Raw genomic sequence first — 18,518 nt, 5'->3', positions numbered from 1 at the left:
GTCGGGGGCTGTGGGTCCGACCCGTCGTGGATCAGGCGAGGGCCTCGCGCAGCACGTCGAGGCCGACCGAGCCGAGCGCCAGGGCGCGGGCATGGAAGGACTTCAGGTCGTGCACCTCACCGCGGGCGGTGGCTGCCGCGGCCGCCTCGTCGCGTGCGGTCTCCCAGAGCCGCTGGCCGATCTTGTACGCGGGCGCCTGGCCGCCCCAGCCGAGGTAGCGGTTGAGCTCGAACCGGAGGAAGGCCTCCGGCATGTTCACGTTGGCCCTGAGGAACTCCCACGCCTTGTCGTGGTCCCAGGTCCCGCCACCCCAGCGCTCGGGGCACGGCAGGCCGAGGTGCACGCCGATGTCCAGCACGACGCGGGCGGCGCGCATGCGCTGGCCGTCGAGCATGCCGAGCCGGTCGCCCGGGTCGTCCAGGAAGCCGAGATCGGCCATCAGGCGCTCGGCGTACAGGGCCCAGCCCTCGCCGTGACCGCTGACCCAGCAGGCGAGCCGGCGCCAGCTGTTCAGGGTCGCGCGCTCGTACACGGCCTGGCCGATCTGCAGGTGGTGGCCGGGGACGCCCTCGTGGTAGACGGTCGTCTTCTCGCGCCAGGTCGTGAACTGGGTGACACCCGGCGGGACGGACCACCACATGCGGCCCGGCCGCGAGAAGTCGTCGGACGGCCCGGTGTAGTAGATCCCGCCGTTCTGGGTCGGTGCGATCCGGCACTCGAGGCGCAGCACCGGCTCCGGGATGTCGAAGTGCATGCCGTTGAGGGCCGCGACGGCGGCGTCGGCCGTGGCCTGCATCCAGGCACGCAGCGCGTCGGTGCCGTCCAGGGCGCGGCTGCCGTCGGTGTCGAGCACGGCGATGGCCTGCGCGACCGTCGCACCCGGGCCGGCGATCTCGGCTGCGACGGCCTCCTGCTCGGCGATCACCCGGTCCAGCTCGGCCAGACCCCAGGCGTAGGTCTCCCCGAGGTCGACCGTCGCGCCGAGGAAGTACCGCGACCACAGCTCGTAGCGCTCGTGCCCGAAGGCGTCGGCCTCGGGCGCCTGCGGCAGGAGCTCCTCGCGCAGGAATGCGGTGAGGTCGGTGTAGGCCGATCGGCCGGCCGCGGCTCCCTCCTCGAGGTCCCGGCGGATCGCCTGGCACGCGGCGGAGTCGTCGAGGGCCGCATCGACGGCTGCGCCGCGGACGAAGGTCGTGAAGAAGGACGCCGCGCCGGCGAGCCCGTCGGACTGCTCGATGCACTCACGCACCTGCCGGGCCGCGGCGACCCGACCGCGGGACGCCGCGAGCCGGAGCGAGGCGACGACGCCGGCCGCCGCCCCGGGCAGGGCGTTCAGCCGGGCCGCGATGTTCGCCCAGTGCTCGGGCGTCGACGTCGGCATGATGTCGAAGATGTCGCGCAGCTCCTGGACGGGGGACGCGATGTTGTTGAGCATGCCGATCAGCTCGTCGGCCTCGTACAGCTCGATCTCCAGGCCGATCCGCTCCCGCATCGCGGCGAGCGTGACCCGGTCGATGCCGTCGGCCGGGGTCGTGGCCTCGAGCTCTGCCAGCACCGCTCGGGCGGCCTGCGCCTGGGCCTGCCACCCGGCGGGCGAGTAGTCGGTCATCAGGTGGTCGTACCCGGCGATCCCCATCGACGTCGCCGCGACCGGGTTGAGCCGCGCGCTGGTCAGGACGTAGGCGTCCGCGATCGCATCGATGGCTGTGGGTACGCGGTGGGGCAGAGCGGCGATGGTCATAGGGGCGACCCTAACCTCACCGGTACGCAGCCGCCTGCAGGCCGTAGAGCTCGCTGTACAGGCCCCCGATGCCCATGAGGTCCTGGTGCGAGCCGGACTCCACGACGTGGCCGTCGGCCACCACGATGATCAGGTCCGCCATGCGCACGGTCGAGAACCGGTGCGAGACGAGCACGGCCGCGCCCGGCGCTCGCCCCGGGCTCGCGCCCCCCGCTCAGACCCGTGCGCTCCTGGCCTGTGTGCTCCAGCGCCACGCGTCGGGTCCGGGCGTGAGGGGGTCCGCGAGGCCGACGGCGGCGTCGCGCCACCGACGGCGGGCAGTGGCCTCCGTGCGCGCCCGTCCGGCCTCCGTCATCGCGGTGTCGTCCCGGTGGCCGTTGCCGGCCGAGAGCCCCGCGACGAGGGCGGCGAGCTCGATGTCGTCGGGCTCCCCCCGGACGACCCGCACGTCGGGCGTCACAGCGGGATGTTCCCGTGCTTCTTGGCCGGCAGGCTCGCGCGCTTGGTGCGCAGGGCGCGCAGGGCCCGCACGACCTGGACGCGCGTGGCCGACGGTGCGATCACGGCGTCGACGAAGCCGCGGTCGGCGGCCTCGTAGGGGTTGACCAGGGCGTCCTCGTACTCCGCGACGAGCCGCGCCCGCTCGGCCTCGACGTCCCCGCCGGCGTCCGCGACCGCTCTCAGCGCGCCGCGCTGCAGGATGTTGACCGCCCCACCGGCGCCCATCACGGCGATCTGCGCGGTCGGCCACGCCAGGTTCACGTCGGCCCCGAGCTGTTTGGAGCCCATCACGATGTACGCGCCGCCGTACGCCTTGCGGGTGATCACCGTGACCAGCGGCACGGTGGCCTCGGCATAGGCGTAGATGAGCTTCGCGCCGCGGCGGATGATCCCGTTCCACTCCTGGTCGGTGCCCGGCAGGAAGCCCGGGACGTCGACGAAGGTCAGCACCGGGATGTTGAACGCGTCGCAGGTCCGCACGAAGCGCGCGGCCTTCTCGGCCGCGTTGATGTCCAGCGTCCCGGCCATCTGCAGCGGCTGGTTGGCGACCACCCCGACCGGCCGGCCCTCGACGTGCCCGAACGCGATGAGCACGTTCCGGGCGTACAGCGGCTGCACCTCGAGCAGGTCGCCGTGGTCGAGCACGTGCTCGACCACTGTCCGCATGTCGTACGGCTGGGCGTCCGAGTCCGGCACCAGCAGGTCGAGCTCGAGGTCGGCGTCGGTGATCTCGAGCTCGGCCTCGTCCTCCCACACCGGCGGCTCGGCGAGGTTGTTCGACGGCAGGTAGCCGACGAGCGCCTTGACCCAGTCGATCGCGTCGTCCTCGTCGCTGCCGAGGTAGTGCGCGACGCCGGAGCGGGCGTTGTGCGTCAGGCCGCCGCCGAGCTCCTCGAAGCCGACCTCCTCACCGGTGACCGCGCGGATGACGTCCGGGCCGGTGATGAACATGTTCGAGGTGCCGTCGGCCATCACCACGAAGTCGGTCAGGGCCGGGGAGTAGACGGCGCCCCCGGCGCTCGGGCCGAGGATCAGGGAGACCTGCGGGATCACGCCGGACGCCGCGACGTTGCGCCGGAAGATCTCGGCGAACTGGGTCAGCGCACCGACCCCCTCCTGGATGCGCGCGCCACCCCCGTCGAGGATGCCGATCAACGGCACGCCGGTGCGCAGCGCGAGGTCCATCACCTTGGTGATCTTCTGGCCGTGGGCCTCGCCGAGCGAACCGCCGAAGACCGTGAAGTCCTGGCTGTAGATCGCGACCTGTCGACCCTCGATCGTGCCGTAGCCGGTCACGACGCCGTCGCCGGGGACCCGCCGTGCGTCGAGGCCGAAGGCCGTCGAGCGGTGCCGGACGAACGCGTCCAGCTCGACGAAGCTGCCCTCGTCCAGCAGCGCGGCGATGCGCTCCCGCGCGGTCTTCTTGCCGCGGGGATGCTGCTTGGCTGCGGCGCCCTCCTCGGGCTGCTCGACGGCAGCCGCCATCCGGCCGGCCAGGTCGGCGATCTTGGCTGCCGTGGTCATGGGTGCATCGGTCACGCCTCGAGGGTAGTTGTCGGGTCCCCACATGCTCAGTGCGCCAACCGACCGTGTCGGCCGGCCGATCTGTGCCAGACCCCACAACGTGGCTACCGTTGCGGTGTGGACGCACCGCTCGACGTCGCCGCCGTGACCGCCGCGCTCGCGGCCGCCACCCGCGACCGGGTCGGCCGGGTCGTCGTCGTGCCGAGGACCGCGTCGACCTCGACGGACGTGCTCGAGGCTCTCCTGGCCGACCCGACCGCGTGGCCGGACCGGTCGGTCCTCGTCGCCGATCACCAGACGGCGGGACGCGGCCGCGCCGGTCGCACCTGGAGCACACCGGCACGCGCGGCCCTGACTGCCTCCGTGCTGCTCCGGCCACCCGTCCGGCTGGACCGGTTCGGCTGGGTCCCGCTCCTGGCCGGGCTCGCCGTCGTCCGGGCGCTGGGTGACGTCGCCGGGGTGCGCGCGGTGGTCAAGTGGCCCAACGACGTGCTCGTGGCGGCTCCCGACGGGTCGTCGGTGCCGGGCTGGGGAGCGTGGCGCAAGGTGGCCGGGGTCCTCGGTGACCTGGTGGCGACGGCGTCCGGGCCGGCCGTCGTCGTGGGCATCGGCGTCAACGTCTCGCAGCGCGACGGCGAGCTGCCGGTGCCGAGCGCGTCGTCGCTCGCGCTCGCGGGCCACGGAGGCGTCGACCGGACGACCCTGCTGGCCGCGATCGTCGGCCGGCTGGTCGCACTGGACGAACGGTGGCGCGATGCCGGCGGTGACGCCCGGGCCGCCGGCCTGGCGGACGAGTGCTCGGCGGTGTGCTCGACGCTCGGCGCACGGGTGCGCGTCGAGCTGCCCGGCGGTGGTGTGCTCGACGGCACCGCAAGCGGGCTGGCGTCGGACGGCGGTCTCGAGGTGACCGATGCAGACGGCCGGGTCACCCAGGTGCTCGCCGGTGACGTGAGCCATGTGCGCAGCGCCGGACTAGCCTGACCAGGTGCGTGCAGACGAGTCCGCGGTCCCCGACGGCGGGCCTGGCGACCCGCCGGCCGCGCCGCCGACGTCGACCCTCGCCCGCATCGAGGCCCAGCTGCTCGGCGGGCCCAGGACCCTGACGCTCGCGCAGGTCGCCGAACGGGCCGGTGCCGAGGTCGATGACGTCCGGCTGTTCTGGCACGCCCTCGGTCTGCCCATGATCTCGCCGGACGCCGTCGCGTACACCGAGTACGACGCGGTCGTCATCGCCCAGATCATGACGGCCCAGCGCGAGAACGACGTGACCAAGCGGACCGGGGTGTCGATCGTCCGGTCGGTCGGGCACACCACGGACCGGCTCGTCCTGTGGCAGGTCGAGGCGCTGGTCGAGCACATGGCCGAGCGGTACGCGCTGGACGACACCAGCGCACGCCTCGTGCTGCTGGACCGGCTCGGCGACATCGCGCCGTTGCTCGAGCTGCAGCTCGTGCACGCGTGGCGGCGCCAGGTGGCCGCGATCGCCGGCCGGTTCGCCGCGGAGTTCGCCGACGCCGGTGCGTCGACCGAGTCCGACGAGCTGCCGCTCGCCCGTGCTGTCGGGTTCGCCGACATCGTCGCCTTCACCACGCGCACGGCCGAGCTCGGCTCGCACGAGCTGGCGCACTTCGTGCAGGACTTCGAGACGGGCGCCCGGGACGTGGTCACCGCCGCGGGCGGTCGGGTCGTCAAGACGATCGGCGACGCGGTGCTCTTCGTCGCGGACGACGCCGTGACCGGTGCACGCGTCGCGCTCGGCCTGGCTCACGCGTTCGGCGCCGACGTCGCCCCGGTCCGGGTCGGCTTCGTCTGGGGCCGGGTGCTCTCGCGGTTCGGCGACGTCTTCGGCCCGGCGGTCAACCTCGCGGCCCGGCTCACGGGCGAGGCGGAGCCCGGCACCGTCCTGGTGGACGGCGCGACGGCGAGCCTGCTCGGCGCGCCCACAGCCGGTCGGCGGTTCGCGCTCACCGAGCTCGCCGAACGGGAGGTCGCGGGCCTCGGCCCGATGCGCCCGGTCCGGCTGACCTGGGCGCAGGAGCCCGCGACGGGCTGAGGAGCCCTGCGTCACGCGGCTGCGCCGGCCGCGGGTCACGCGGGGCGGTCGTCCCCGGCCGTCATCGGCTCGATCAGCTCCGGTCCGTCGTTGCCGACCGTGTTGACGGCCGTCGACACCGGGGTCGCGACGAGCGGTGGTGCCGGGCGCAGCAGCAGGTCGACGGCCTCGGTCGCGTCCTGGCGGAGCGGATCGAGCCAGGCGTCCCAGCGCGACGGGTCGAGGACGACCGGCCGACGGTCGTGGATGGCCGCGAGCTCCGGGTCGTCGGCCGGTGCGCCGCCGGTGACGATGGTCATCGTCACGAGCCAGCGCAGCGGGTCGTCGTCCGCCCGGTTGCGGTCGCGCCAGAACTCGTACAGGCCGGCGAACGCGAGGATGCCGCCGTCCTGCGGGTGGATCCAGAACGGCTGCTTCGGTGCCCGGGGCGCGTCCGGCTCGGGCTTCTGCCACTCGTAGTAGCCCTCGGCCGGGACGAGGCACCGGCGGGCGACGAGCGCGCGGCGGAAGGCCGGCTTGTCGACCAGGCTCTCCACCCGGGCGTTGATCATGCGGGCGCCGACCGATGGGTCCTTGGCCCAGCCCGGGACGAGGCCCCAGCGTGCCAGCCGCAGGGACCGCTCGGTCTCGAGGGGTGCACCGGACGCCGCGTCGCCCTGCTCCGCGGGCCGTGGCTCGCGCTCGACGACGACCCGGACCGGGTCGGTCGGGGCGAGGTTCCAGGAGGGTGGCAGCAGACGCGCGTCCTGCGCGACGGTGCCGGCCGAGACCGCGAAGGCGTCGGCGAGATCCTGGGCCTCCCGGAACGAGGCATAGCGTCCGCACATGGGCACAGCATGCCCCGCTGCCCCGACACCGAGCTCGCCCCGGCGGCGTCGCGGGCTGGGAAGGACATCCGATCGAAACGATCCGATGTCATACTCGTGCGGTGACCACGACGCCCGACCAGCAGCTCGCGCCGCACCGTGAGCGGACGGCGGGCTTCGTCCTCCTGGTCGGTCTGCTGAGCCTGCTGCCCGCGGTCACCACCGACATGTACCTGCCCTCGCTGCCGGATGTCGCACGCGACCTGGGCACCACCCAGGCGGGTGCACAGTTCACGATCACCGGCATGCTCATCGGGGGCGCGCTCGGACAGCTCGTCGCCGGGCCGTTGTCCGACCGGCTCGGCCGGCGCCTCCCGGTGCTCATCGGCGTGAGTCTGCACGTGGTCATCTCGCTGCTGTGCGTCGTCGCCGGCACGATCGACCAGCTCGCGACGCTGCGGGTGGCCCAGGGCCTGGCGAGCGCGGGGTCGACGGTCGTGGCGATGGCCGTGATCCGGGACCGCTACACCGGTGCCGAGGCCGCGCGGCTGATGTCCCGGCTGATGCTCGTGATCGCTGTCGCCCCGCTGCTCGCGCCGACGGTCGGCAGCGTCATCGCGCACCAGTGGGGCTGGCGTGCCGTCTTCGTCGCGCTCGCGCTGCTCGGTGCCGGCCTGCTGGCCGTCGTCGGTAGGTTCCTGCCCGAGACCCTGCCGGCCGAGCGGCGGATCGCGCACGGCGTCGTGGCTTCGCTGCGGGGGTACTCCGGGCTGCTCGCCGACCGGCGCTTCGTCGCGCTCGCGGTGATCCCCGGGCTCGGGATGGCGGTGATCATCAGCTACGTCGCCGGCTCGCCCTTCGTGCTCCAGCAGGAGTACGGGCTCTCGACCCAGGAGTTCGCCCTGGTCTTCGCGATCGGCGGGACGGCGATGCTGACCGGCTCCCAGGCGAACGCCGCGCTGGTCAGGCGGGCCGGACCGGTGCGCCTGCTGCGGGTCGCGCTGCCCGGGACGACCCTGCTCGGCGGGTGCCTCGTGTGGGTCGCGGCGACGCACGCGGGCGGCATCGTCGGCCTCGTCGGCGCGCTGTGGCTGATGATGGCGACCCTCGGCTTCGTCATGGCCAACGCCTCGGCGCTGGCGATGACCCGGCACGGTGAGCGGGCCGGCTCGGCGGCCGCGGTGATCGGCTTCCTCCAGGCGGGTCTGGCGGGCGCGGTCAGCCCACTGGTCGGGCTGCTCGGCGGCGACGCGGTGGCGATGACCGGCACGATGCTCGGCAGCATGGTGGTCGGTCTGCTCGTGCTCGCGTTCGGGACGCCCGCCTACCGTCGGGACGGCTGGCTGGCCATGGGCGGAGCCTGACCGCGCCGCCCTACCCTGGGGGCATGACGCCCCAGCGCACCGGCACCGGGTCCGAGGTCGGTCCCTGGTTCCAGGCGGGCCGCTGGCGTGACGTCGCGCGGGCCGCAGGTCTGGTCTCGGCCGACGGGGACGTCCGCCCGACGGTCTTCGCCGAGATGTCCGCGCTGGCCGCACGCACCGGCGCGGTCAACCTGGGCCAGGGCTTCCCCGACGTCGACGGCCCGGCGCACGTCGCGCAGGCCGCCGTCGCCGCGATCCTGGCGGGGCACAACCAGTACCCGCCCGGCGCCGGGACACCGGAGCTGCGCCGCGCCGTCGTCCTGCACCAGGAGCGGTACTACGGGCTGAGCCACGACCCGGAGACGGAGGTGCTGGTCACCGCCGGAGCGACCGAGGCGATCGCCGCCACGGTGCTTGCACTCGTCGGCCCGGGGGACGAGGTGCTGACCCTCGAGCCGTTCTACGACTCCTACGCGGCAGTGATCGCGATGGCCGGAGCCGAGCACGTCACCGTCGGGCTCACCGCGGGTGTCGACGGATTCCGGCTCGACCTCGACGCGCTCGCGGCGGCGTTCGGCGCCCGGACGCGCCTCGTGCTGCTCAACTCGCCGCACAACCCCACCGGAACCGTGCTGTCCAGGGCCGAGCTCGAGGCCGTCGCCCGGCTGGCGACGCAGTGGGACGCGGTGGTCGTCACCGACGAGGTCTACGAGCACCTGACCTATGACGGCGCCGAGCACGTCCCGGTCGCGACGCTGCCGGGGATGGCCGGCCGGACCCTGACGATCTCCTCGGCGGGCAAGACGTTGTCGTTCACCGGCTGGAAGATCGGCTGGGTCACCGGGCCCGCGGAGCTCGTCGCAGCGGTCCGGACGGTCAAGCAGTTCCTCACCTACGTCTCCGGTGCGCCGTTCCAGCCGGCGATCGCCGCGGCGCTGGTCGACGCGGACGGCGCGACGGGGGAGTACGTCCGTGGGCTCGCGGTGTCGCTGGCGGCCCGCCGCGACCTGCTGTGCGACGGTCTCGTCGCGGCGGGCTTCGGCGTCGTCGTGCCGCGGGGCACGTACTTCGTCGTGGCCGACGGAGCCGGCCTCGGCTTCGAGGACGGTGCGGACCTGTGCCGTCGACTGCCGGACCTGGCCGGGGTCGTCGGGGTGCCGGTGAGCGCGTTCTGCCGGGCCGGTTCGACGACGGCCGAGGCGCTGCGTCCGCGGGTCCGGTTCACCTTCGTCAAGCGGCAGGACGTGCTCGTCGAGGCGGTCACGCGGCTCGGTCGGTTGACCGGACGCGGCAGCCGGTAGCCCCGGGGCCGTGCCCGGGGGCCGATGTCCTGGGCGTCGACGGGTTCGCTGCGCAGATCGTGCTCCCCAGAGTTGTCCACGATGTGTGGACAGACGTCCGGTTCGTGGCTCTTGCCGTGATCGTCGGATGGTCGGATGGTCGGATGGTCGGATGGTCGGGTCGTCAGATGGTCTGACGGCCGATCGCCCGGGCGGGTGCGGGCCGCCGCCCGGCCAGCGGACAGCCGGCGCACCCGGGCGACCTCGCGGGTTCCGGCGGGCAGGCGCCGCACGACCGGGGCGCCGCAGACACGGCGCCGCAGCGCTCCAGCTCGGCGACCATGACGTCGACGAGGTCGGGCGCCACACCGAGCCGGGCAGCAGCGACGGTCGCCGTCGCACCGGTCGCCAGCTCGGCCAGGACCCGCTCGAGGGTGCTCACAGCAGGCGCCCGATCTGGAAGACGACGACCGCGAGCAGCCAGGCGACCACCAGCTGCGCGCCGACCGCCCCGGCGGTCCAGCGGCCGCCGAAGAGCCGCCGTTGCTCGGCCACTGTCGCGACGCACGGCGTGTAGCCCAGCACGAAGACCATGAACGCTGCGGCCGCCGCGGCAGGGTGTCCGCCCGACGTCGCGTCGAGGGTCGCACGCAGGTGATCGGCCAGCGCCGCGTCGGTGCCGTCACCGGTCGGCACGCTCGGCGCGCCGTCTCCGGGAGCGGGCTCCGTGACCGCGTACGACTGGGCGAGCGATCCCACCACGACCTCCTTGGCGACGAAGCCGGTCGCCAGGGCCGCCGTCAGGTGCCAGTCGTCGAAGCCCGCCGGGGCGAACACCGGGGTGATGCCGGCCGCGACGCGCCCGTAGACGCTCGCCTCGACCGGGACCTCGCCGACCGCGTACCCGGCGACGGCCGGCACAGCCATCAGCACCCACATGACCGTCAGGGTCACGACGATGATCCGGCCGGCCTTCGTCGCGAAGCCGGCGACCCGGCCCCAGACCGACCTCGCGATCGGCAGCAGCTGGGGCCGCTGGTACGCGGGCAGGACCAGGACCAGCGGCTCGCGCCGGACGTCGCGGAACGCGGTGCGACGCAGGGCCAGGCCCCCGGCGACCACGAGCACGATGCTCAGCACGTAGAGCGCGAAGATCACCGTGCCGGCGTGCTCAGGGAAGAAGATTCCGGCGAGCAGGACGTAGACGGTCAACCGCGCGGCGCAGGACGTCCAGGGGATCAGCAGCCCGGTGATCAGGCGCTGCCTGGCGTCCGGCAGGATCCTGGTCGCGGCCAGTGCCGGCACGTTGCAGCCGAACCCGATCATCAGCGGCAGCATGGCGCGACCGTCGAGGCCGATCGATCGCATCGCGCGATCGGCCAGGAGCGCCGCCCGCGCCATGTAGCCGCTGTCCTCGAGCAGGGCCAGCGCGGCGTAGATGATCGCGATCAGCGGCAGGAAGCTCAGGACGGTGCCGACCCCCGCCAGGACGCCGTCGACCAGCAGCCCGTCGAGCCAGCGCGGCGCCCATCCGCGGAGCGCGGCGTGGGCCGCGGCGGTCAGCGGTCCGGTGACGGCCGTCGAGACGAGACCCATCACGGGTGCGGCGGCACTGGTGGCGAGCTGGAACAGCCCCCACATCGTGAGCCCGAGCACCGGGATGCCGGACCACGGGTTGAGCAGCACGCGGTCGGCCAGGTCGGTCGCGGTGCGGTGCGCGGGCCGCTGCGGGTGCAGCTGGGACGTCACGTCCTCCACCCAGGCGAACAGCCGCTGCGCGCCGGCCAGCCGCGCCGGCAGGTCGTCGTCGGGCTGCTCCCCGGGGCCGGCGCCGGTCGGCACCAGCACCGGCAGACCGGCGACCGGCCGGCCGTCGTGGGAGTGCACCGCCTCGGCGAGCCGGTCGAGCCCGGCGCCGGTGCGTGGGTCGAGCGGGACGACCGGAACGCCCAGCAGCCCCGCCAGGACCGTGAGGTCGAGCCCGGTCCCGTGGGAGCGTGCGACGTCGAGCATGGTCACAGCGGCCACGACGGGCAGCCCGGTGCTCGCGACCTGGGCGAGCAGGTACAGCGACCGGGACACCGCGGTCGCGTCCAGCACGACGACGGCGACGCCGGCCCGGGCCGCGGTGATCGTGTCGGCGACGACCTGCTCGTCCGGAGACCTGGCGAACAGGCTGTAGGTGCCGGGCAGGTCGAGCACCCCGAGGTCGCCTGCAACCGTGCGCCAGGTGCCCGACTGCAGCTCGACGGTGGTGCCGGGGGCGTTCATGACCCGTTGCCGGGAGCCGGTCATCGCGTTGAACACCGTCGACTTGCCGACGTTCGGGTTCCCGACGAGCAGCACCGGGCCGACGGCGAGGTCGACGCCGGCCGGGGTGCCGTGGCACGAGCTCATGGTGCAGCCGTCGGCCGGCCCACCTCGACCAGGGCTGCTGTCGCCGCGTCGAGGGCGATGCGCGACGCACCGATGCCGACCACGCGCCCGCCGAAGGGGGAACGCTGGGTGACCCGCACGGTGGCCCCTGCGCGCAGGCCCACCTCGTGCATCCGCAGCCCGGCCGGTCCGGCCATCAGGACGGCCAGGACCTCGAGATCGGTCGCGAACGGGCACTCGCCGAGGTGCATGATCTGACGTTACGGGTGAGGTAAGGCAAGCCTTAGGGACATACGTCCTGCGAGTCGGGCGGTCGTGAACTACCCTCGGGCGGTGATCAACGAGGACACCTTCGTCGCCGGCATGACGTGGGGCTGGCGAGGCGAGCGGGGCACCTGGACCGGGCCGACGGCGCGGCGGTCGATGGAGCTGATGGTCGAGCGTCTTGCGACGAGCTGGACAGCCGTCACGTTCGCCGCCCTTCAGGACACCGCCCAGTCCACCGAGATCCACTTCCGCGACGCCCCGACGGTCACCGACGACGAGGTCCGGGCCGCGATCGGCCACGCCAAGGAGCTCGGGCTGAAGGTCTGCCTCAAGCCCGTGGTCAACTGCGCGGACGGCACCTGGCGTGCGCACATCAACTTCTTCGACGTCGACGTCCCGGGCGAGCCGACCTGGGCGCAGTGGTTCGCGTCGTACACCGCGTTCATCGTGCACCACGCCCGGATCGCCCAGGAGACCGGTGCTGAGATGCTCAGCATCGGCTGCGAGATGGTGCAGAGCGACCGGCGGGCCGACCAGTGGCGGGCGCTGGTCGCCGAGGTCCGGGCCGTGTACGAGGGCAGGCTGACCTACAACTGCGACAAGTACCAGGAGGACCGGCTGACCTGGTGGGACGCGGTCGACGTGATCTCCTCGAGCGGCTACTACCCGGTCGGGACCTGGGACGAGCAGCTCGACCGGATCGAGCGTGTGGTGGCCACCCACGGCAAGCCGTTCCTCTTCCTGGAGTCCGGGTGCCCCAGCCGCGAGGGCTCCCAGCACATGCCGAACGACTGGACGCTGCAGGGCGCTCCGAGCCAGGCCGCCCAGCGCGAGTTCTACGAGGAGATGTTCGCCGCGACGGCTCGGCGCCCGTGGGTCGGCGGCTTCATGCTCTGGGACTGGCCGGTGCGGCTCTACAACGAGGCCGACGCCGCCGCGGACACCGACTACAGCGTCTACGCCAAGGAGGCCGAGGTGACGGTCCGCGCGCACTACTCGGCGCGGACGGCGCGCTCGGACCGGGCCTGACCTCCCCGCAGCCGGCGGCCTCTCAGCAGCCGACCGTGCTGCTGCGGCGCTCCACGAGCACGACGTCGCGCCACTGCCCGTCGCGCTGACCGAGCCGTTCGCGCGTCCCGACGACCCGGAAGCCGTGCCGCGCGTGCAGCGTGAGGCTCGCGGTGTTCTCCGCGAAGATGCCGGCCTGCAGGGTCCAGACGCCCGCGGCCTCGGTCGAGCCGATCACGGCGGCCAGCAGCGCCGAGCCGACGCCACGGCCGCGGGCGTCCGGGGCGACGTACACGCTGAGCTCGAGCACCCCCGCGTAGACGCACCGGTCGCTCACGGTGCTGCACGCAGCCCAGCCGAGGAGACTCCCCGCCGCGTCGGTCAGGACCATGCGGTGCTCCGCCGTGTGCGCGGCGTCCCAGGACTCCCAGGACGGCACCTCGGTCTCGAAGGTCGCCTGGCCGGTCGCGATCCCGGCCGCGTAGACGGCACCGACCGACGGCCAGTCGGTGCCGGTCATCGGCCGGATCCGGGCTTCTGTCACGGTCATCGCTCCTCGTACGTCAGTCCCGCACCCAGCCCGAACAACGGTGAGCTGCCGTCGCCGTCGTTGACCGGTCGGTCGGTGGATCGCGGCCAGCTCACCGGCAGGGTCCCGCTCGGCCGGACCGCCCCGGTCAGCACGTCCGCGACCCCGGCTCCCTCGGTGCCGGGCAGCCAGGCTGCCACGAGTGCGTCGGTCCAGTCGAGCAGCGCTGTCACGTCCATCGGCCTGCCGCTGACGACGACCACCACCGTCGGCAGCCCGGCGGCGTGGAGCCGGTCGAGGAGGGCGAGGTCGGCCGGGGACAGGCGCACGCCGCCGGGTCGGTCGCCCTCGAACTCGGCGTACGGGGTCTCGCCGACGACGGCCACCGCGACGTCGTGGTCGCCGGCCGTGATCTCGGCATCCTCGGCGTCGGGCGCGTAGGTCACCCGGTCGTCGCCGAGGGCCTCCTGGAGCCCTTCGAGGATCGTGGTCCCGGGCACGATGTCGCCGCTCGCGCCCTGCCAGGTGAGCGTCCAGCCGCCGGACTGGTTGCCGACGTCGTCGGCGTTCGAGCCGGTCACCAGGACGCGTGCACCCTCGACGATCGGCAGGGCGCCGGAGTTCTGCAGCACGACGAGGGACTCGGCGACAGCCCGCCGGGCAAGGGCCCGGTGCTCGGAGCTGCCGACCTCGCCGGCCAGGCTCCGGTCGGTCATCGGCGCCTCGAACAGGCCGAGCTCGACCTTGGCCGTCAGGATCCGCCGCACGGCGTCGTCGATGCGCTCCCTCGGCACGTCGCCGTCCTCGACGACCGAGGTCAGGGTCGCGATGAAGGACTCGTACTCGTAGGGGACCATGACCATGTCGACGCCCGCGTTGACCGCCTGCACGACGTCCTGCCGGCTGGCGCCCTCGGCTCCGTCGAGCTGGTCGACGCCGGCCCAGTCGCTGACGACGAAGCCGTCGAAGCCCAGCTCGCCCTTGAGGACGTCGGTGATCAGGTACGCGTCACCGTGCAGCTTGTCGCCGTTCCAGCTGCTGAAGGACACCATCACCGAGCCGACGCCGCGCTCGATCGCCGCGAGGTACGGCGCGAGGTGGATCGCGCGCAGCTCGGCCTCGCTCAGCTCCGTGTCGCCCTGGTCCGTGCCACCGGTCGTCCCGCCGTCACCGACGTAGTGCTTGGCGGTCGCGAGGATCGAGGTCGGCTCCGAGCCGAGGGACTCGGTCTGGAGCCCGGTGACGACGGACGTCATCGCGCCGACGATCGCCGGGTCCTCGCCGAACGACTCGTACGACCGGCCCCAGCGGTCGTCCCGCACGACGCACAGGCACGGGGCGAAGGTCCAGTCCACGCCGGTTGCCGCGACCTCGACCGCCGTGGCCCGGCCGATCGCCTCGACGAGGTCCGGGTCGCGCGTGGCGCCGAGCCCGATGTTGTGCGGGAACACCGTCGCACCGGCCAGGTTGTTGTGGCCGTGCACGGCATCGACGCCGTAGAGGATCGGGATCCCCAGGGGAGTGCTCAGCGCACCCTGCTGCAGGCCGTCGACCAGGTCGGCCCAGCCCTCGACGGTGTTCGGCTCAGGGACGGAGCCGCCGCCGCTGAGGACCGAGCCCAGCCGGAGCTCGGCCACCGCCTCCGGCGAGACGACGGAGCGCTCGGCCTGGGTCATCTGGCCCACCTTGTCGGCCAGGTCCATCCGGCCGAGCAGGTCGGCGACGCGGGCGGCGGTCGGCAGCGAGGCGTCCAGGTACGGCAGCCCCGCGCGCTGCGCGGAGGTGCTGGGGTCCGGCTCCGGGGGCCCATCGGGTGTCGCGGCCGTGCAGCCCGCCAGGAACGCGACGGCGACGGCGACGAGCAGGGCGCAGGGCCGTGTCGGCTGGGTCACGTCGGAATCGTTCCACGGTCGGAGGTCCGGTGTACCGGCCGCGTCGGGGGCAATACGGTGGTGGCGACACCCAGCAGGAGGCTGCAACGTGACCACCCTACCGATCGATGCCACGACCACCCCCGCCTGGGGCGACCTGACGGCGCACCAGGCAGCACTCACCCCGGACCTGCGCGGCTGGTTCGCGGCCGACCCCGAGCGCGGCAGCCGGTTCACGCGCACCGCCGGTGACCTGCACGTGGACCTGTCCAAGAACCTCGTGACCGACGAGACCCTCGAGCTGCTCGTGCGTCTCGCGCAGGAGGTCGACCTGTCCGGTCGCATCGCGGCGATGTTCGCCGGCGAGCGGATCAACGTCACCGAGAACCGTGCCGTGCTGCACACCGCGCTGCGCCGTCCCGTCGGCGCGACGCCGGCCCTGGTCATCGACGGGCAGGACGTCGACGCCGACGTCCAGGCCGAGCTCAGCAAGGTCCTGGCCTTCGCCGACCAGGTCCGCAGCGGGCAGTGGACCGGGGTCACCGGCGCCGCGGTGCGCACGGTCGTCAACATCGGCATCGGCGGCTCCGACCTGGGACCGGTCATGGCGTACGAGGCCCTCAAGCCCTACGTCCAGGACGGCATCGAGCTGCGCTTCGTGTCGAACATCGACCCGGCCGACGTCGCCGAGACGCTCAAGGGCCTCGACCCGACCACGACGCTGTTCATCGTCGCGTCCAAGACCTTCGGCACCCTGGAGACCCTGACGAACGCCCGGCTGGCGCGGGCCTGGCTGTGGCACGAGCTCGCCGCGGCCGGCCTCATCGGCGACAGCGAGGAGGCGCGCATCGGGGCGGTGGCACGGCACTTCGTCGCCGTCTCCACAGCCCTGGACAAGGTCGAGGCGTTCGGCATCGACCCGGCCAACGCGTTCGGTTTCTGGGACTGGGTCGGTGGCCGGTACTCGATGGACTCCGCGATCGGCACCTCGCTCGCGATAGCCATCGGGCCGGACGGCTTCCGTGACCTGCTGGCCGGGTTTCACACGGTCGACGAGCACTTCCGCACGACCCCGTTCGCCCAGAACGTGCCGGTCCTGATGGGCCTGCTCAACGTCTGGTACGTGAACTTCCTCGGCGCCCACACGCACGCCGTCCTGCCGTACGCGCAGTACCTGCACCGCTTCGCGGCGTACCTGCAGCAGCTGACCATGGAGTCCAACGGCAAGTCGGTCCGCTGGGACGGCACCCCTGTCACGACCCAGACCGGCGAGGTGTTCTGGGGCGAGCCGGGCACCAACGGGCAGCACGCGTTCTACCAGCTCATCCACCAGGGCACCCGGCTGGTACCGGCCGACTTCATCGCGGTCGCGACCCCGGCGCACCCCCTGCGGGACGGTGAGTCGGACGTCCACGCCCTGTTCCTCGCGAACTTCTTCGCCCAGACCAAGGCGCTGGCCTTCGGCCGGACGGCCGAGGAGGTGCGGGCCGACGGGACCGCCGAGGACGTCATCCCGGCGCGCGTGTTCAGCGGCAACCGGCCGACGACGTCGATCATGGCGCCGGCGCTGACGCCGTCGGTGCTCGGTCAGCTGATCGCGCTGTACGAGCACATCACCTTCGTGCAGGGCATCGTCTGGGGCATCGACTCGTTCGACCAGTGGGGCGTCGAGCTCGGCAAGATGCTCGCGACCCAGGTGGCGCCGGCCGTCGCCGGCGACCCCACGGCCCTCGCGGGCCAGGACGCGTCGACGCGTGGGCTGATCGAGTACTACCTGGCACACCGCCGGTAGGCGGCACGCGGCTGCACCGCAGCACGCGGCGGCACCGCTGCAGCCGGTGGCACCACGTCACACGGCGGCAGGCGGGGTCGGGCGGCTGTCGTCGTCGGCCAGGGCGTGCAGCCGGTTGGTCGGGTCGAGGGTGCGCACGATCGCGGACGTGATCGCGGACAGCTGGGCGACCTGCTCGGCCGTGAGCGCGTCGAGCACGTGCCCGCGCACGGCGCCGACGTGGCCGGGTGCGCTCGCGACGACCTTGGCCCAGCCCTCGGCGGTCAGGCTCGCGAGGGTCGCGCGCCGATCCTCCGGGGACGGGGTCCGCGCCACGTAGCCGCGGGCCTCGAGCCGCGTCACGACGTGCGACAGGCGTGGCAGCGTCGCGTTGGTCGCCGAGGCGAGCTCCGACATGCGCAGCGTCCGTCCGGGTGCCTCGGAGAGCATCGCGAGCAGCAGGTACTCGTAGTGCGACAGGTTCGCGTCGCGCCGCAGCTGGCTGTCGAGGGCACCGGGCAGGAGCTCGACGACGGCCTGCAGGCGGACCCACGCACGCAGCTCGTCGGGGCTCAGCCAGCGGACGTCCTCGGTGCCCTGCGGTCGGTCGCTCATGGTGACGATGGTAGCCAACAGTTGACACGACAACCATTCAGGTCGATGATTTAGTTGTTGCTTCAATCAGGTGCGTGCGTCGCCACCGGCACACCGCACCGTCCACCACATCGCCAGGGAGAACGTCATGACTGTCACCATCATCGGCGCCGGGTCCATCGGTCAGGCCGTCGCGGGCATCGCCGTCGCGAGCGGCCACGCCGTCCAGATCCTGGCGCGCGACGCGGGCAAGGCGGCGCAGGCGGCGGCATCCAGCGGTGCTGCGTCCGGCACGATCGGCGACCCGATCGCGGGCGACGTCGTCGTGCTCGCGGTGCCCTACCCGGCGGTCGGCGAGGTGCTCGGGGTCTACGCCGGCACGCTGGCCGGCAAGGTCCTGGTCGACGTGACCAACCCGCTCGACTTCTCGACCTTCGACAGCCTCGTCGTCCCGGCGGACGGCTCGGCCGCCGCTGTGATCCAGGCGCTCGTGCCCGAGGCCCGCGTGGTCAAGGCGTTCAACACGACGTTCGCTGCGACCCTCGCGACCCGTGCGGTCGGCGGCACGACGACCACGGTGCTGATCGCCGGGGACGACGCCGATGCCAAGACCGCCGTCGCAGCCGTGGTCGAGGGTGGTGGGCTGATCGCGGTCGACGCCGGGTCCCTCAGGCGTGCGCGCGAGCTGGAGTCGCTCGGCTTCCTGCAGCTGACGCTGGCCGCGACCGAGAAGATCGGCTGGACCGGTGGTTTCGCGCTCGTGAAGTAGGCAGGGGAGGAGCGGTCGCGGCAGGGCTACCGTTGACGGTGGCCGCACGCCGCGACCGCTCGAC

The 18,518-nt window shown here is 73.2% G+C and carries 18 protein-coding genes; 7 read left to right on the top strand and 11 right to left on the bottom strand.

What is annotated here, in order from left to right; genetic code table 11:
- Positions 1 to 31: 31 nt before the first annotated feature.
- From K415_RS0100900 to K415_RS0100885, 4 genes are all read right to left on the bottom strand, one after another.
- The gene (locus K415_RS0100900; RefSeq protein ID WP_024285242.1) at positions 32 to 1,741 is read right to left on the bottom strand and encodes a DUF885 domain-containing protein; all 1,710 of its coding nucleotides are present in this window, start codon (positions 1,739 to 1,741) and stop codon (positions 32 to 34) included.
- A 16-nt stretch (positions 1,742 to 1,757) separates the two neighbouring features.
- Positions 1,758 to 1,883: a hypothetical protein gene (locus tag K415_RS24855; protein WP_255347112.1), complete on the bottom strand. Its 126-nt coding sequence runs from the start codon at positions 1,881 to 1,883 to the stop codon at positions 1,758 to 1,760.
- A 72-nt stretch (positions 1,884 to 1,955) separates the two neighbouring features.
- Positions 1,956 to 2,201 carry an acyl-CoA carboxylase subunit epsilon gene (locus K415_RS0100890; protein WP_024285241.1) on the bottom strand — a complete coding sequence of 82 codons (246 nt, stop codon included), beginning with the start codon at positions 2,199 to 2,201 and terminating at the stop codon, positions 1,956 to 1,958.
- Positions 2,198 to 3,766: an acyl-CoA carboxylase subunit beta gene (locus K415_RS0100885; protein ID WP_369795267.1), complete on the bottom strand. Its 1,569-nt coding sequence runs from the start codon at positions 3,764 to 3,766 to the stop codon at positions 2,198 to 2,200. Before K415_RS0100885 ends, K415_RS0100890 begins: the two co-directional genes overlap by 4 nt.
- A gap of 117 nt (positions 3,767 to 3,883) precedes the next feature.
- On the opposite strand from K415_RS0100885, the gene K415_RS0100880 reads away from it, so the two are divergent.
- Together K415_RS0100880 and K415_RS0100870 are read left to right on the top strand one after the other, a co-directional pair.
- Positions 3,884 to 4,747 (top strand): biotin--[acetyl-CoA-carboxylase] ligase, encoded by an 864-nt coding sequence (locus K415_RS0100880; RefSeq protein WP_024285239.1) that lies wholly within the window; start codon positions 3,884 to 3,886, stop codon positions 4,745 to 4,747.
- A gap of 4 nt (positions 4,748 to 4,751) precedes the next feature.
- Positions 4,752 to 5,819, top strand: a complete 1,068-nt coding sequence (locus tag K415_RS0100870; RefSeq protein WP_024285238.1) for an adenylate/guanylate cyclase domain-containing protein — start codon at positions 4,752 to 4,754, stop codon at positions 5,817 to 5,819.
- 35 nt (positions 5,820 to 5,854) lie between these two features.
- Here K415_RS0100870 and K415_RS0100865 read toward each other — a convergent pair whose 3' ends face one another.
- On the bottom strand, positions 5,855 to 6,646 hold the full coding sequence (locus tag K415_RS0100865) for an SOS response-associated peptidase (RefSeq protein WP_024285237.1): 792 nt from the start codon (positions 6,644 to 6,646) through the stop codon (positions 5,855 to 5,857).
- 101 nt (positions 6,647 to 6,747) lie between these two features.
- Between K415_RS0100865 and K415_RS0100860 the strand changes: the two genes are divergently transcribed.
- The gene (locus K415_RS0100860; RefSeq protein WP_024285236.1) at positions 6,748 to 7,989 is read left to right on the top strand and encodes a multidrug effflux MFS transporter; all 1,242 of its coding nucleotides are present in this window, start codon (positions 6,748 to 6,750) and stop codon (positions 7,987 to 7,989) included.
- A gap of 23 nt (positions 7,990 to 8,012) precedes the next feature.
- Positions 8,013 to 9,290, top strand: a complete 1,278-nt coding sequence (locus tag K415_RS0100855) for a pyridoxal phosphate-dependent aminotransferase (protein WP_024285235.1) — start codon at positions 8,013 to 8,015, stop codon at positions 9,288 to 9,290.
- A gap of 163 nt (positions 9,291 to 9,453) precedes the next feature.
- Here K415_RS0100855 and K415_RS0100850 read toward each other — a convergent pair whose 3' ends face one another.
- Genes K415_RS0100850 through K415_RS0100840 form a run of 3 tightly spaced genes read right to left on the bottom strand, consistent with a single transcriptional unit; the run spans position 9,454 to position 11,896 of the window.
- A complete protein-coding gene (locus tag K415_RS0100850; protein ID WP_024285234.1) occupies positions 9,454 to 9,711 on the bottom strand; it encodes a hypothetical protein in 258 nt (85 codons plus the stop codon).
- Positions 9,708 to 11,666 (bottom strand): ferrous iron transporter B, encoded by a 1,959-nt coding sequence (locus K415_RS0100845; protein WP_024285233.1) that lies wholly within the window; start codon positions 11,664 to 11,666, stop codon positions 9,708 to 9,710. The genes K415_RS0100850 and K415_RS0100845 overlap by 4 nt, the downstream gene beginning before the upstream one ends.
- Positions 11,663 to 11,896 (bottom strand): FeoA family protein, encoded by a 234-nt coding sequence (locus K415_RS0100840; RefSeq protein WP_024285232.1) that lies wholly within the window; start codon positions 11,894 to 11,896, stop codon positions 11,663 to 11,665. Before K415_RS0100840 ends, K415_RS0100845 begins: the two co-directional genes overlap by 4 nt.
- Before the next feature lie 112 nt (positions 11,897 to 12,008).
- Between K415_RS0100840 and K415_RS0100835 the strand changes: the two genes are divergently transcribed.
- Positions 12,009 to 12,941, top strand: a complete 933-nt coding sequence (locus tag K415_RS0100835) for a hypothetical protein (RefSeq protein ID WP_051480721.1) — start codon at positions 12,009 to 12,011, stop codon at positions 12,939 to 12,941.
- A 22-nt stretch (positions 12,942 to 12,963) separates the two neighbouring features.
- Here K415_RS0100835 and K415_RS0100830 read toward each other — a convergent pair whose 3' ends face one another.
- Positions 12,964 to 13,470, bottom strand: coding sequence for a GNAT family N-acetyltransferase (locus K415_RS0100830; RefSeq protein WP_024285230.1), 507 nt, complete (start codon positions 13,468 to 13,470; stop codon positions 12,964 to 12,966).
- Positions 13,467 to 15,341, bottom strand: a complete 1,875-nt coding sequence (locus K415_RS0100825) for a glycoside hydrolase family 3 protein (protein ID WP_024285229.1) — start codon at positions 15,339 to 15,341, stop codon at positions 13,467 to 13,469. Before K415_RS0100825 ends, K415_RS0100830 begins: the two co-directional genes overlap by 4 nt.
- An 88-nt stretch (positions 15,342 to 15,429) precedes the next feature.
- On the opposite strand from K415_RS0100825, the gene pgi reads away from it, so the two are divergent.
- Positions 15,430 to 17,112 carry a glucose-6-phosphate isomerase gene (gene pgi / locus K415_RS0100820; protein ID WP_024285228.1) on the top strand — a complete coding sequence of 561 codons (1,683 nt, stop codon included), beginning with the start codon at positions 15,430 to 15,432 and terminating at the stop codon, positions 17,110 to 17,112.
- Positions 17,113 to 17,169: 57 nt separating this feature from the next.
- Here the strand turns inward: pgi and K415_RS0100815 are convergent, their stop codons facing one another.
- The gene (locus K415_RS0100815) at positions 17,170 to 17,706 is read right to left on the bottom strand and encodes a MarR family winged helix-turn-helix transcriptional regulator (RefSeq protein ID WP_024285227.1); all 537 of its coding nucleotides are present in this window, start codon (positions 17,704 to 17,706) and stop codon (positions 17,170 to 17,172) included.
- A 127-nt stretch (positions 17,707 to 17,833) separates the two neighbouring features.
- Here K415_RS0100815 and K415_RS0100810 point away from each other — a divergent pair, with 127 nt between their 5' ends.
- A complete protein-coding gene (locus K415_RS0100810) occupies positions 17,834 to 18,454 on the top strand; it encodes an NADPH-dependent F420 reductase (protein WP_029662898.1) in 621 nt (206 codons plus the stop codon).
- The last annotated feature ends 64 nt before the right edge of the window (positions 18,455 to 18,518 follow it).

Origin of the sequence: Cellulomonas sp. KRMCY2 (assembly GCF_000526515.1) — a bacterium.
Classification (GTDB): domain Bacteria; phylum Actinomycetota; class Actinomycetes; order Actinomycetales; family Cellulomonadaceae; genus Actinotalea.
This window is presented reverse-complemented; position numbering and strand designations above follow the sequence as displayed.

Excerpts from the sequence above, each read along its gene's own strand:
- K415_RS0100830 (WP_024285230.1), bottom strand. The coding sequence starts at position 13,470 with ATGACCGTGACAGAAGCCCGGATCCGGCCGATGACCGGCACCGACTGG.
- K415_RS0100835 (WP_051480721.1), top strand. The coding sequence starts at position 12,009 with ATGACGTGGGGCTGGCGAGGCGAGCGGGGCACCTGGACCGGGCCGACG.
- K415_RS0100840 (WP_024285232.1), bottom strand. The coding sequence starts at position 11,896 with ATGCACCTCGGCGAGTGCCCGTTCGCGACCGATCTCGAGGTCCTGGCC.
- K415_RS0100810 (WP_029662898.1), top strand. The coding sequence starts at position 17,834 with ATGACTGTCACCATCATCGGCGCCGGGTCCATCGGTCAGGCCGTCGCG.
- K415_RS0100845 (WP_024285233.1), bottom strand. The coding sequence starts at position 11,666 with ATGAGCTCGTGCCACGGCACCCCGGCCGGCGTCGACCTCGCCGTCGGC.
- K415_RS0100855 (WP_024285235.1), top strand. The coding sequence starts at position 8,013 with ATGACGCCCCAGCGCACCGGCACCGGGTCCGAGGTCGGTCCCTGGTTC.
- K415_RS0100885 (WP_369795267.1), bottom strand. The coding sequence starts at position 3,766 with ATGACCACGGCAGCCAAGATCGCCGACCTGGCCGGCCGGATGGCGGCT.
- K415_RS0100900 (WP_024285242.1), bottom strand. The coding sequence starts at position 1,741 with ATGACCATCGCCGCTCTGCCCCACCGCGTACCCACAGCCATCGATGCG.
- K415_RS0100865 (WP_024285237.1), bottom strand. The coding sequence starts at position 6,646 with ATGTGCGGACGCTATGCCTCGTTCCGGGAGGCCCAGGATCTCGCCGAC.
- K415_RS0100815 (WP_024285227.1), bottom strand. The coding sequence starts at position 17,706 with ATGAGCGACCGACCGCAGGGCACCGAGGACGTCCGCTGGCTGAGCCCC.
- K415_RS24855 (WP_255347112.1), bottom strand. The coding sequence starts at position 1,883 with ATGGCGGACCTGATCATCGTGGTGGCCGACGGCCACGTCGTGGAGTCC.